The following is a 14,198-nucleotide window of genomic DNA, read 5'->3' on the forward strand; positions in this document are numbered from 1 at the left end:
ACCCAAGTATATTATAGCAGCGAACTGACAACCCAGGTCTAGGATGAACCTGGGTTGTTTTTTATTAATATATAATTCTTTTGCAAAATCAATTAAAATCTATTTAGAGAGGGTGATTCATATTGATTCGAACTTTTATTTTACAAATTCCTTGTCATAGAAGATCGGAAAGAAGTTTCCTTAAACTACAAAAATACATACCTTTATGTGCGCGTTGTACAGGCATGCTTATCGGTATTTTAATGTTTCCAATTTATTTTTATATGACACCTTCGTTTCTTTTGGCAATAATACTATCATTTTCCGCTCAAATTCCGTTACTTATTGATGGATTTACCCAAAAATGGAAATGGAGAAGCAGTACAAATTTACTAAGAGTAACGACCGGTTTATTAAGCGGTAATGGTATGGGGCTATTTATTGCCTCTAGCATTATATGGATAACATCTAAAAGCATATATTAACGGAAGGAGAACTTTACATGTTTTGGATTTACTCAGTTCTAATTCTTATTTCAGGAGGAAGCGGGATTAGTTTTCTCATTCATGAAAGAAATATAGAAGCAATAATTGCTTTTGTTATTTGTACAATATTTATTGTGTTACTCTATTTTCACCTAAAAAGAAATGACGAACATAGAAACTGTGATTGCAGTACATTAGCTTGTACTGATTATACTGATTGTAATTGTTAAATTATGTGAGTGGGAAAGTTAGTGTATCGTTTAAGGTATACTAGCTTTTTTTATTAGAAGTGTAGGAATGTGACTATTAAATGGAGAACTTTAGTTTTGTATATAAAAGGAGGTGTTGGACCTGGAAGAGTATGATTGGAATAGTAAGCTAGCGTATTTAAGAAATACGAGAGATTTATATTATAACGATGATTATTTAAGTTTTTTAGTCAATTCAGTTTGGAAGATTACTGGACCCGTACATATTGTTGATTATGGTTGTGGATATGGTTATTTAGGTTTAATTTTGTTACCTTTACTTCCAATTGGATCAAAGTATACAGGGATTGATAGGGGAGAAACATTAATAGCTGAAGCGAGAGAGTTGTTTCGTGCACTCCCATATGAAACAGAATTTATTGAGGGGGATGCGACAGAAATTGAATTGAAAAATAAATACGATATAGCTGTCAGTCATGCTTTTTTATTACATATGAATTCGCCCAAAGCAATGTTGCAAAAAATGATAAATTCGATTAAGGAGGGCGGACATGTTATTTGTTTTGAACCACATTGGATTTCTAATATGTCTTCATACGCACTAGGTGGAGTAATTCAATCGGAAATTATCCAGCTTGGTGTTTTGCAGAAGCTATTTGGAGAAGATACACATAGAAGTGGTAAAGACGGCAATATTGGTATGAAAATACCGATGTTTTTAAGTGAATTAGGTGTGAAGAATATTGAATGCAGAGTAAGCGATAAAGTGAATTTTTTAGATTCTAATATAACCCAAAATGATAAGCAAGGATTATATAATTCTCTAAAAGAAGAGGGCATTGCTAGTAATCCAGGTGAAAAACAGCAATTTATAGACCGTTTAATGAGTCGGGGTTTAACAGATATTGAAGCGTTTCATATACATTCTTCTTTGGTGTACGCTCCTAATATGAAAATTACATACGGTGAAATAAGGAGATAAATCTAATATTAGAAAAGTAGGGATATAATGAGAATTGCTACCCTCAACATTTGGAATCATCAAACTTTGTGGTCAGAGAGATTTGAGGCTATTTGTGAGGAAGTTCAAAATGTTGCTCCTCATATTCTAGCTATTCAAGAAGTTAGGAGTCATATGGATGATGAAAAGAAGATAAATGTAGTACAATATATCGCGAATCAAATAGGTTATCCATTTTGTATATTTAAAGAGTATCATGCGTATTTCCGAGTGATCATTACGGTGTTTTTGTAGATATAAAATTTGATAAGTGAAACAACCTCTCTAATATATGAAATAGAAGGTAGGGCAATTGTTGTTTTGTCGGTAAATCGATATTCCTTGTCGGATCGTTGATATATTATGAATTATGATAGATATATTTAAAAAATCATTAATATAATTTCATTTACTGAGAATGACCTCTTAAGAACATACATTATTTCATCAAATTAAACAAAATAACGAGAAAAAGTATCGTTTTTAAGATATTTAGTTATAAACTTGAATAATATTAAATAATATCGTTCATTATATAAGGTTTTAGTTGAATGCATACTATATGATGTGTAAAATCTAAGCAAGTAGGTTAGAATACTGCTTGCAAATGGCAGTATAAATAATAATTTGAGGTGAATGCATGCTAGATTTTAAGCAATTAGAGATTTGTTTGAAAGAAAAAAGATTTGTAGATGGATTACAGGAGATAAATAATGAAATTGCACATATAAAAGAAACGAAAAAGTTATCATACGTGAAGAACTGGCTTTCTAACGTTTCATCATTTGCCGAGTTTGATACATTAATTCGTCTTGCTGATGAAGGGTTGATGCACCAATATAGCTCTTTTTTAATTCGTTATACGTATAAAAAATTCCCAAATATGAGAACGCTCTCTTTATATTGTGATGAGCTAATTGATGAGCGTAAAATTCTTGATGCTGAACAATTGTTAAAAGATTCTTTGGAAGAGGTAAATGAAGAGGAAATTGATGCGGATGTTTTAACGAAAGCATATTTTACGTTAGTTAGATGTTTGTTAGATATGAAGCGCAATGAAGAGGCTTATGCCTATATGCAAAGGGCGGAAAAGTATAGTACACGTGCAGTTTTTGAAAAATGGGGTTACTTATATATACAGACTGGTGAGTGGGAGAAGGCAGAGGAACAACTTTTATCCGGTCAGCAACATAAAGATTGTGAAGAGTTAGCTACGTACTTATTAGCGCAATTATATGCATATAAAGGTGAACAGCAGCGAGCATTACAACTCATTAATGATGCGATTGCAAAGTTCCCTCAAGTACCATATTTCTATTTTGAAAAAGTAAAATATTTATTAGATTTAGAGCGTTATGAAGAAATGTTAGTGGTAATAGATAAAATTAATCATATGCTTCCGCATCATGCATATACAACTTATTTTATACATTTACGTGCAGAAGCATTTTATAAAATGAATAATATTCATGATTTGCAAGCACTATTGAAAAGTGAAAAGAGTTTGAAAAATTCTCTATATCATCATATAGAAAAAAATCCTGATGGAAAAAAGGTGCGCTTACCGATAGTTCCGGTTGTACAAAAGGATAACTATTGCGTTCCGACTAGTTTGGAAATGATGTTAGGGGTATGGGGAGAAAAACGTACGCAAGATGAAATTGCACAACATATTTTTGATGTAACAGGCTCTAAGTTTTCAGATACAGTTACATATATAGAAGAGCAAGGTTACGAATATCGTTATTTTCAAGGGAATGAGAAAAATTATAAGAAATTACTCAATCAAGGTATTCCCGTTTTATTAAGTATAGATATTGAGCACGCTTCCCATGTACAAGTGCTTTCTGGTTATGACGATGTACTGCAAGCTTTTTATATTCAAGATCCGAATTTCTTGGAACCGATTCTTGTGGAATATGATAAGTTGCAAGAAAAATATCGTTATACAGATTGTTTGGCTATTACGTTTACACCAAAAGATAGAATAGAACAACTTTCATTTTTAAATGAGGAAGAACACACTTATTATAAAACAATCTTTTCTCTTACAGATCATTTAGCTGAGCAAGATAAAGAGGGGATTGAAAAGTTAGTATTATTTTTAAAAGAAACAAGTGAAAATCCAAACACTTGGCTATATACGATTAAACATTTAGATGCTGAAGTAGATAAAGAGTTTATTCAGTTTTGTATAGAAAAGTTAATGGAAAAGTTTCCGAGCTCTGACTTTGTGAAATTGCATAGTGCACAGTGCTTTATCCGCCTGCAAGATATGAAGAAAGCAGGACAAATGCTTCAAAGTGTGGAGAAGAAAAACAATCAAGCGTTATATCATTTTATAAATGGACGTTATTCTTTTGAGCAAGATAATTATACAGAAGCGATTGCTAGTTTTCGTTCATCATTACAATTGGATGCAGATCAACCAGTTGCGTGGAGTTTCTTAGCATTATCATACATGTATATGGATCAATCTGAAAAGGGGCTAGAGTATTCTCTAACAGCTATAGAACGTAGCCCTGAAAGGTTTACGCTTGTAAATCACGGTTTAATTTTAATAGATTTAGAACGATATGAAGAAGCATATGGATTCTTTAATGATTTATTAAAAGAATATAAGTATGAAGCGCACATATGGTATGAACGTGCAAGATGTGCTCAGCATTTAGGGAAAGTGTATTTGGCAGTAAAAGGAATTAAAGTGGCGATTCAATTAGATAAAACGGCAGCATATTTATATACGAAGCTTTCGGAAATCTATGAATCAGATTTGGATGATGGGAATAATGCGAAGGAAATTTTATTACAAGGAATTCAAAATTGTGAAGATCAGACATCTTTATATGTTCGTTTAGGAGATGTGCATTTTCAAAATGATGAACTTGAAGAAGCGGAAACTATATATAAGCGTTCTTTAGAAGAAAATAATGAAGATGTATATGCCCATTTCGGTTTAACTCAAGTTTATATGGCAAAGGAACAATATGAGGATGCAAAAAACTATATTGTTAGTATTAATAAGCAATTTGAAGACAATCAAGATTTCCTTATGAATGCTGGCATGGTGCTATGGGATGCTGAAATTGCATTAGGTGGGGATGAAAAAGAGTTAAAACTTGCACTTTCTAAATTAGAGAACGGTATACGAAGAGTATACGCTAATATAGCGATCGTGTTGGATGAGTATGTAAATCGAATAAAAGACACAGCTTTTGTGCAACGAGGCATAGCGTTTTTAAGAACGTTAGAAAAAGAGAAAACGGAAGTAATTGAATACGGTTGTTACGCTGGTGTTTTATATGAATCTATTGGACAGTATGATCAAGCAATGAAGAGATACAACAAGGCAATAGAACAAAAGAGAACTGCATTTCCATATTTTCGAATCGGCGAAACATATATGGTATTGGGACAATTGACAGAAGCAAAACAAGCGTATGAAACATGTTTGGAACTCAATGGGAATTTCACAGGTGTACATGTGCAACTAGCAGAAATATATGAAAAAGAAAAAAATAGTGATAAAGAACAAAGTCATATGGTCCAGGCAATGAAAGAAGAGCCTTTGCATATTAATATGGAATATTTGGCACAGCTTTCAGTAGATTTGAATCTTCATGAAGAATTGCTAGTTGAACTAGAACAATTAGCAGAAGAGGTACCAGAAATATGGCGTTTAGATGCAATTGCATACGTATATGGTGCGATGAATGAGGTAAATAAAGAAAAAGAATATATTGAATGTGCAATGAAAATAGATGAAGAGCATGTGGAAGTACTATATCATTATGCGAAAGTACTTGTTAAAAAGCAGAATGTAGAAGCCATTCAAGTTGCGTTAAAAGTAATGCATAAAGATTTGGAAAGTGAACGTATATTTGGTGTGTACGTAAAAGCAATGGAACAACATAAAAAATTATCCCAAATACGAGACGCACTTCATACGCTAAAGGTGAAAAAAGCAGAAAGAAGTACAGCGTTTATGTATGCAGCTACTGCGGTTGCCGAAAGATTAGTAGAAAGGCAGCAAAATGAGCAACCGAAAAAATCTATATTTACAAGAGTATTTTATCATATGAAAAATCGTGCGAAGGAAATTTCAATGATTACAGTTGTTATCGATTTATTTGAAATCTCCTTAAAGTTAAATCCAAAAAATAGTATGGCAGCGCAGCGTTTCGCAATATTTTATGAGAATGCAGCGATGAATAAAGAAGCGATAGAGGTATTACAAACATCGTTAGAAAATAAGTGGGATTATGATGTAGCGAAGCAACTTGTAAATCTTTTCATTGATTGTGAGGAAGAGGATATGTTACGAGATGCTTTTGAATTAACGAAACAAATGGTTCGAGACCTACCAGATGATTATGATACCCTTCTTTTACAAGCGAATGTATTATGTAAAATCGGAGAAGAAAGAAAAGCAGAAAAAATTTGCGTACAATTAATTGAGAAAACACCATTTGTAAGTAGAGGATTCCTTACTTTAGCAGAAATATACCATAGTCAAGAGAGAATTGAGGATGCGATTCGTTTATTAGAAGATGCTTCTGAACATCATCCAAATGAAACGGCAATTCTTCTTGCTTTAGCATCTTCGTATCATAAAGCTGGGCAAACGACAAAGGCAGAAAAAATAACAAGTGAAATATTAGCAATTGATGCTACTGACTTGTTAGCAAGATACGATCATGCTTGTTATTTAACATTATTAAACAGAAATGAAGAGGCGAAAGAAGAGCTTAAAATTGTGCTTCGTGAAGATGAAACGGGATTTTTTGCTGAACTTGCAGAGAAAGATGAAGATTTAGCGGGATTGCGAGAATTTGAAAAATAATTGTATAGGAATAGAAAAAAAGGATATAAATAAAAATATATTTCGAATTAGTTGACAATTAATTGCCCAATGGCATAAAATAACTTTTAATAAAGTATACAAATCTGAAGACGAGAAAGAGTAAAATAGTGAGCTGTTCCCCAGAGAGCCGGTGTATTGCTGAAATCCGGTGTGCAGACGTTATTTGAAAATCATCTCCGAGGAGCCGTGGCTGAATAAAGTAAGCTCGGACGGATGTCTACCGTTACAAAGAACGCGTATGTTAGTACGTTGCTAAGTGCTATTAGTGGAAAACTAATAGAATTAGGGTGGTAACGCGGGTAAACCCGTCCCTACTTCATAGGGACGGGTTTTTTGTGTGCTTTTAAAAAATTCAAAGGAGTGATTGTACATGAAAAAAGTAGATGTAAAAGAGTCAGCTGTAGGGAGAGAAACACGTATTCGTAAGCAGTGGAACGAACAAAGTATTTTCGAGCAATCAATTCAGAATCGAGAAGGCGCACAATCTTTTGTGTTTTATGAAGGGCCACCAACTGCGAACGGATTACCACACGTTGGCCATGCACTTGGGCGGGCGATTAAAGATTTAGTAGCGAGATATAAAACGATGGCTGGATATAAAGTTTTAAGAAAAGCCGGATGGGATACACATGGATTACCTGTAGAATTAGGTGTTGAAAAACAACTTGGTATTTCAGGTAAACATGAAATCGAAGAGTACGGAATTGAACCATTTATTCAAAAGTGTAAAGAAAGTGTATTCACATATGAGAAGCAGTGGCGTGAATTTACGGAGAGTATTGGATATTGGGTGGATATGGATGATCCGTACGTTACTTTAGAGAATCCATATATCGAAAGTGTATGGAATATTTTAGGGACGATTCATGAAAAAGGCTTGTTATATAAAGGGCATAGAGTTTCACCATACTGCCCAAGCTGTCAAACATCTCTTAGTTCACATGAAGTTGCACAAGGATATAAAACAGTGAAAGATTTAAGCGCGACAGTTAAGTTTAAAGTGAAAGATAGTGACAATGAATATTTCCTTGGATGGACGACAACACCGTGGACACTCCCAGCGAATGTCGCACTTGCCGTACATCCGAATATGGAATACGTAAAAGTGAAACAAGAAGGGTATGTATACATTGTTGCGAAAGAACGTGTACAAGAAGTACTAAAAGAAAACTATGAAGTACTATCTGTTCATAAAGGTGAAGAATTATTAAACACATCGTATACAGCACCGTTTCCAATGAAGGAAGTTACAAATGGATACCGTGTTATTGCGGCAGATTTTGTTACGGCAGATAGTGGTACTGGACTTGTTCATATCGCACCTGCATATGGGGAGGACGATTATAGAGTCGTTCAAAGTGAAGGGTTATCATTCTTACATGTTGTAGATGAGAAAGGTGAGTATACAGAAGCAGTACCCTTCTTAAAAGGAAAGTTTGTAAAAGAATGTGACGTTGATATCGTTCGTTATTTAGCTAAAGAAGGTTTGCTGTATCATAAAGAAAAATATGAGCATAGCTATCCACACTGTTGGCGCTGTGATTCACCATTACTTTATTATGCAGGAGAAAGCTGGTTAATCCGAACAACTGAGATTAAAGAAACATTTTTACAAAATAATGATTCTGTTACGTGGTATCCAGACCATATGAAGCACGGACGCTTTGGTAAGTTTTTAGAAAATATGGTGGACTGGAATATTAGCCGGAATAGATATTGGGGAACACCGTTAAACGTATGGGAATGTGAAAGCTGCGATCATCAATTCGCACCGAAAAGCATTGCCGAATTAAGAAAGCATAGTACGAAAGAAACACCCGAAGATTTAGAATTGCATAAGCCATATGTGGATGAAGTGCAAGTTTGCTGTGAAAAATGCGGAAGTACAATGAATCGTACACCAGAAGTAATTGATGTTTGGTTTGATAGTGGTTCCATGCCGTTTGCACAATATCATTACCCGTTTGAAAATAAAGAGTTGTTTGAAGAACAGTTTCCAGCAGATGTTATCGCAGAAGGAATTGATCAAACACGCGGCTGGTTTTATAGTTTATTGGCAGTATCAGCGCTATATACAGGAAAAGTACCGTATAAACGAGTGTTATCACTAGGGCATGTTCTAGATGAAGAAGGACAGAAAATGTCTAAAAGTAAAGGGAATGCACTAGATCCTGTTGATTTAGTAGAGAAGTTTGGTGCGGATGCACTAAGATGGGCTCTACTCGTTGACAGTGCTCCGTGGAATGCGAAGCGTTTTTCTGAAAGAACCGTACTGGAAGCAAAATCGAAATTTGTAGATACATTAGTCAATGTGTATAGCTTCTACGTTTTATATGCAAATTTAGATGAGTATAATCCGAAAGAAACGTATGATGTAAAGCGTACGAAATTAGATGAGTGGGTATTATCAAGACTGCATAGCACAACAAAAAAGGTAAGAACGGCACTTGATGATTATCAGTTCACGAATGCAGCTCGTGAAATTGCTACTCTTGTAGATGAAGTGAGTAATTGGTATGTACGACGTTCACGTAATCGTTTTTGGGAATCTGGTATGAATCCTGAAAAAGCAGCTGCGTATGAAACACTTCATGAAGTGCTTGTAACAATTAGTAAATTAATCGCACCATTTACACCGTTTGTAGCTGAGGATATTCATCTGAATTTAGAAGGAAGCAGCGTTCATTTAGCAGATTATCCGGTTGTAAACGAATCACTTATCCAGCCTGAGTTAGAAGCGGAAATGGATGCTGTTTTACAAGTTGTTGAACTTGGAAGAAGTAATCGTAATCAACATTCATTAAAAGTAAAACAGCCGTTGGCAGAGCTTGTATTACTTGAGCATAAAGAGAATAATATCGATTGGGAATCTTATCGTGATATCGTAATGGATGAGCTTAATGTGAAAGCATTCCATGTTGAACTCGATGAAACGAAGTATACATCCTATCAATTAAAGCTGAATTTTAAAACGGCGGGACCGAAGTTTGGTAAAAATGTGAATGCGGTAAACGGGTGGCTAAAACAATTATCACAAGAAGAAGTACAAGACTTTGTATCTACAGAAAGAGCAGTTTACGAAGCAGCATCAGGAGAGGAAGTAGTTGTAACGGCTGAAGATGTATTGGTAGAGAAAGTTGCGAAATCAGGATTCTCCAATACGACTAACGGACAATATACGGTTATGTTAGATACGAATGTAACGGAGGAATTGTTACAAGAAGGGGTAGCACGTGAATTTATTCGCGCGGTTCAAGAATATCGTAAACAGTTGAATTTACCGGTTAATTTACGAGTGGATGTAATTCTTGATACAGAAGAAGAACTACAGCAAACGTTAACGAATTATAAAAATCTATTGGAAGAAAACTTACTCGTCAAGCAATTTACATTTGGTCACTTAACGAATGAGGACGATGAACTTTCTTTAGGTGAGACAAAGATCCGAATTAAATTAAACGCGGCTAATTAAAGAAAAAAGGAAGTTGGAATCATTCCAACTTCCTTTTTTGTATGAAGATAAATTAATCAGTTATTTTCCGCATAATCCATTCGATAGGTCCTCTAGAAAAGTTCCTTCGCCATAATACGCTAAATAAAATACTGAAAATGAAAAATGCAGTAGCAAATAATAAAACGAAAAGTAGTGTTTGATGTTCCATACGATTTAATACAATCAATGCGCCAATACCGATAAATACATGACTTACATAATGCGTTAATGTTAATTGTCCTGTTTGTATAATGGAAGTAACAAACCAATTATTTTCATATTTTTCAGCAATGTAGAGGCAAATTATTAATATAGCAATAGCAGATCCTGTAGCGGATGCGACGTATAATATATTGGGTAAAATGGGTCCTGTGTTAAACAAAAATGTAGAGGCTGCTTCACCAATGTATGGGATAAAAAGGTGTGTTAACCCTTTTGATAATAGCTCTATAATTACGGTTACTGTTAAACCCAGTAAGAACAACCAATGTCTAATTTTCCTATTATGAAGATCTAACCTGCCAATTATCATACCGATTAAGAAGAAAGAAAACCATGGGAAAATAGGGTGATAGCCATTAAAAAATAAGTTGCGAAGAAAACCTGTTAAGGTCCAAAAGTCTATATAGTTTATAAATGGGATTGTGCCTCCCCATCCTTCGAAGGCGTTGAAAGTAAGTTGGAGATATTGTGCAGCAAGTAAAATAATGATAGAAAGCCATATTAGTATAGTTCTTCGTACAGTAATTAGTAATGCAGCGATGAAAAGGTAAACGCCGTAGTAGTGTAAAATATCACCCGTCCATTCCGTTACATACAATAATAATCCTAAAATAAATAAGAATAGTGATCGTTTCCAAATCAATATTCGGCTGGTATTGATTTTTATTTTCTCTTGGCTAGCAACAGATGATTTAGTCATTAAAGTTATGCCAATCCCAGCAAGTATAACAAACAAGGCAGAAGCTCTACCTTCAAAAAGCGTCATAAAGGTTTTTAACAGAGGAGGCCCATTTCCTTCCGCCCCTGTTATCACCATGAAATTAACTAGTAACATTCCAAACATTGCCCACGCTCTAGCAAAATCTAAGCCGAAAATTCGTTTTTTAGTTTTCATACGAATCACTTCTTTCGAATATGCTGTGGACAGCTTCAATCCATATTTGTTTATAATTCATATTTACATCAAACATCATGAAGTTTCCGATATTATCAAGAACTAATGCTAACATATGAGCTTTTGAAACTAGATTTTTATTTTGAATGAGTTGAAGTTCATTTGCTTTTGTTAGGAGTGATTCAAATCCGTTTAAATATTCTGTTTGTACAGTTAGTAATCGATCTTTGTACATATCGTTTCTTGAAGATAGTAATACATATTCTTGTAATACACGATTAAAATAAGGATCTTTCTGTTGTTCGTCTATCATTTTAAAGCCAATTTCAACACATTTCTCAATGAAATTCTCTTTCGTAAACTCTTCTGTATGAAAGAATGAGGAGAACTGCATCGCTGCACATAATTCATTAAAAATACTTTCAATTAATGCATCTTTAGATTTAAAGTAATAATAAATAGATGGCTTGGCAATACCAACTTCTGCAGCAATCATTGTATAGGTCGTTTTGGCAATGCCGTGTCCGGCAAATAGTCGATAACTTGCTTCGACTATGGAAGAGAGTGTTTCTTCACTTTTGCTCATAATAAATCCTCCTAAAAAAGGTTACATAAATCGTATCATTCATTAACAATATTTTCAACCTACCGTTAGGTAAAAAATAACCTATTTTTTTACACATTAATTTAAAAAGTATAAGGTAAAGGAATTTACAAAAGAAATATATTTCTACAGTATTTTTCTCGTTTTACACATAAATATTGAGAAAATTTCACTTACCCAAAATGTAAAGGTAATAGAATTGTTTGTATAGAATTACTCGTAGATTCACTTTATTTCGTTACTTGTGGACAGTAATAGCCTTATAGGAATGGGGTAAAGGGTTCAATTTATTAGGGGGAGTGGTTTTATGTTAAACAAAAAAATGGTGGCAATGGCAATGACTATACCATTAGTAATGGGGACAATTTCTACTGTTTCAGCACTTGAAAAACAACAGCAAGTAAAGCTAGAAGCTTATTCACCACAGAAAAAAGCAATTGAATATTTAAAAGGGCATGCTACGGAATATGGATTGAAGGCGGACCTTTCAGACTTACAATATATTTCTACAACAGAAACATCAGTAGCTTCATATGTTAGGTTCCAACAAGTAGTTAATGGTGCTCCTGTATTTTCAAAACAAATTACAGTTACTCTTAATGGACAGGGGCAAGGAATACTGGCTGTTTCTGATTACCAGGCGGTTCAAAGTGTGAAAGAAGTAGCAAAAAAGATTAGTGAAAAAGATGCTGAACAAAAATCAATGGCGTATGTTGGAGGAGAAAGCGAGCAAAACCTATGGGCTCCTACAGAGAAAGAATTCGGATATATTGTTGAAGAAGGAGTCGCTATTCCAGTATATAAAGTTGTAGTCCATTCTAATAATCCATTCGGTGCATGGGAAACATTTATTGATGCGGAAAACGGAAAGTTAATTAAAAAGATCGATATAAACCGAAAAGCAGAAGGAACTGGGAAAGTATTTTTACCTAATCCGGTCGTATCAAGTGGTAGTTTAGCAGGATTAAAGGATAATAATGATGCAGATTCTACAGCGTTAAATAATCAACTAAAAACAGTTACTTTAAAAGGTCTAGATGGTACAGGATTTTTAATTGGTGAGTATGTAACAATTTCTTCAAAAGCGAAGACGAAATCTACAAACTTACAATTTAACTTTACACGTGCAAATGATAGTTTTGAAGATGTTATGTCGTATTATCATATTGATACATTACAACGGTATATTCAAGGATTAGGCTTTAAAAATATTAATAATCGTTCGATTAAAGTGAATGTAAATGGTACAACTGATGATAATTCATTCTATTCACCATCAACGAAAGCTTTAACTTTCGGTACTGGTGGAGTAGATGATGCGGAAGATGCAGGCATTATCGCGCATGAATACGGGCATTCAATTCAAGATAATCAAGTGCCTGGATTCGGAAGTTCACCAGAAGGTGGAGCGATGGGAGAAGGGTTTGGAGACTTCTTAGGTGCTACTTATGAAGATGCAGTGTCGACAACAGGTTACGGAAAAGCATGTGTTGGAGAATGGGATGCGACTGCTTACTCTAGTTCAGATCCGACATGCTTACGCCGATTAGATAATAATAAAGTATATCCGAAAGATATTACGAATGAAGTACATGATGATGGGGAAATTTGGGCTCAAGGTCAATATGAAATGGCGCAAGCTTTTGGGCGTGATGTAGCAACAAAAATTATTTTACAATCACATTGGTCATTAACGCCAAATGCTAAATTCCGTGATGGTGCAAAAGCAATTAAGCAAGCGGATGCTCTTTTATACGGCGGACAACACGCAGCTGAAATTGATCGAATTTGGACAGCGAGAGGAATTAGTACGAATTAATATAAAACGTCGTGGCATTTATAAGCCACGACGTTTTTAATTTGTTCAAGGACTGGTACTAGTAAATTAAATTATATCAGTGATAATATAAATTTATTGGCGATTCATTTCATACACTAACGATTCGACAAAATTACTATTTTTCTTCTTTAAAAACAAAATGCTCTTTAAACTTTCTAGCTTCAACTTTTTGACCGTTTCGCATAGAGCGGAAAGGATGTTCTTGCCACGTAATGATAACGTTAACCTCATCTGCTTTTGTAGAAACTGGGAAGTTAGCGTGTTCAAATCCAGTTTTTCCACTTGCTAAACGACTTTCCTTTAGGGAAAAGAGTTCATATTTCGTTTTTGTGTTTGGCTCGTTGCGGAAGACTTCAACTTGTACGTTATACACTTCGCTTTTTCCGATATTTTTTACAGAGAAATGATATGTTTGAAATACACCTTTTTTAGGTTGCAACAATTTTTCACTCGTTTTTTTCACTTCATCAATATTCACGTGCCATTGATCAGAGTTTTGAGAGATTGGTAAAGATTTTGGTGAATATGCGTACGTTTCATTTACTACAATTAGGCAAAACAAAAGGAAGAAGAAACTAAGTGCTTTTTTCATATACACACCTCGCTA

General features: G+C 34.4%; 9 protein-coding genes and 1 other annotated feature. Of the genes, 6 read left to right on the plus strand and 3 right to left on the minus strand.

The features are described from left to right. Positions 1 to 122: 122 nt before the first annotated feature. The 5 genes from ACFVQC_RS15275 (at position 123) to ileS (ending at position 10,009) form a co-directional block, all read left to right on the plus strand. Positions 123 to 464, plus strand: a complete 342-nt coding sequence (locus tag ACFVQC_RS15275; RefSeq protein WP_002127167.1) for a DUF2085 domain-containing protein — start codon at positions 123 to 125, stop codon at positions 462 to 464. A 351-nt stretch (positions 465 to 815) separates the two neighbouring features. After that, complete coding sequence (locus tag ACFVQC_RS15280) at positions 816 to 1,655, plus strand: class I SAM-dependent methyltransferase (RefSeq protein ID WP_377895632.1); 840 nt, start codon at positions 816 to 818, stop codon at positions 1,653 to 1,655. A gap of 27 nt (positions 1,656 to 1,682) precedes the next feature. Continuing rightward, on the plus strand, positions 1,683 to 1,928 hold the full coding sequence (locus ACFVQC_RS15285) for a hypothetical protein (protein ID WP_377898609.1): 246 nt from the start codon (positions 1,683 to 1,685) through the stop codon (positions 1,926 to 1,928). Between the two features lie 385 nt (positions 1,929 to 2,313). Further along, complete coding sequence (locus tag ACFVQC_RS15290) at positions 2,314 to 6,516, plus strand: tetratricopeptide repeat protein (protein WP_377895038.1); 4,203 nt, start codon at positions 2,314 to 2,316, stop codon at positions 6,514 to 6,516. Between the two features lie 98 nt (positions 6,517 to 6,614). Next, positions 6,615 to 6,853: a binding site (T-box leader), on the plus strand. A 54-nt stretch (positions 6,854 to 6,907) separates the two neighbouring features. Next, entirely contained in the window at positions 6,908 to 10,009 is a 3,102-nt protein-coding gene (ileS, locus tag ACFVQC_RS15295; protein ID WP_377898610.1) for an isoleucine--tRNA ligase, read from the plus strand. A gap of 52 nt (positions 10,010 to 10,061) precedes the next feature. Here the strand turns inward: ileS and ACFVQC_RS15300 are convergent, their stop codons facing one another. Together ACFVQC_RS15300 and ACFVQC_RS15305 are read right to left on the minus strand one after the other, a co-directional pair. Next, positions 10,062 to 11,147 carry a DUF418 domain-containing protein gene (locus ACFVQC_RS15300; protein ID WP_377898611.1) on the minus strand — a complete coding sequence of 362 codons (1,086 nt, stop codon included), beginning with the start codon at positions 11,145 to 11,147 and terminating at the stop codon, positions 10,062 to 10,064. Next, positions 11,137 to 11,733 (minus strand): TetR/AcrR family transcriptional regulator, encoded by a 597-nt coding sequence (locus tag ACFVQC_RS15305; protein WP_377898612.1) that lies wholly within the window; start codon positions 11,731 to 11,733, stop codon positions 11,137 to 11,139. Before ACFVQC_RS15305 ends, ACFVQC_RS15300 begins: the two co-directional genes overlap by 11 nt. Before the next feature lie 325 nt (positions 11,734 to 12,058). On the opposite strand from ACFVQC_RS15305, the gene ACFVQC_RS15310 reads away from it, so the two are divergent. Beyond that, positions 12,059 to 13,570, plus strand: a complete 1,512-nt coding sequence (locus ACFVQC_RS15310) for a M36 family metallopeptidase (RefSeq protein ID WP_377898613.1) — start codon at positions 12,059 to 12,061, stop codon at positions 13,568 to 13,570. 136 nt (positions 13,571 to 13,706) lie between these two features. Here the strand turns inward: ACFVQC_RS15310 and ACFVQC_RS15315 are convergent, their stop codons facing one another. Further along, positions 13,707 to 14,183, minus strand: a complete 477-nt coding sequence (locus ACFVQC_RS15315) for a hypothetical protein (RefSeq protein ID WP_377898614.1) — start codon at positions 14,181 to 14,183, stop codon at positions 13,707 to 13,709. Positions 14,184 to 14,198: the final 15 nt, after the last annotated feature.

Origin of the sequence: Bacillus sp. NPDC057893, from assembly GCF_042796455.1 — a bacterium.
Lineage (GTDB): Bacteria > Bacillota > Bacilli > Bacillales > Bacillaceae_G > Bacillus_A.

Coding starts and splice junctions, on each gene's coding strand:
- ACFVQC_RS15285 (WP_377898609.1), top strand. CDS start 1,683: ATGAGAATTGCTACCCTCAACATTTGGAATCATCAAACTTTGTGGTCA.
- ACFVQC_RS15305 (WP_377898612.1), bottom strand. CDS start 11,733: ATGAGCAAAAGTGAAGAAACACTCTCTTCCATAGTCGAAGCAAGTTAT.
- ACFVQC_RS15310 (WP_377898613.1), top strand. CDS start 12,059: ATGTTAAACAAAAAAATGGTGGCAATGGCAATGACTATACCATTAGTA.
- ACFVQC_RS15300 (WP_377898611.1), bottom strand. CDS start 11,147: ATGAAAACTAAAAAACGAATTTTCGGCTTAGATTTTGCTAGAGCGTGG.
- ACFVQC_RS15315 (WP_377898614.1), bottom strand. CDS start 14,183: ATGAAAAAAGCACTTAGTTTCTTCTTCCTTTTGTTTTGCCTAATTGTA.
- ACFVQC_RS15290 (WP_377895038.1), top strand. CDS start 2,314: ATGCTAGATTTTAAGCAATTAGAGATTTGTTTGAAAGAAAAAAGATTT.
- ileS (WP_377898610.1), top strand. CDS start 6,908: ATGAAAAAAGTAGATGTAAAAGAGTCAGCTGTAGGGAGAGAAACACGT.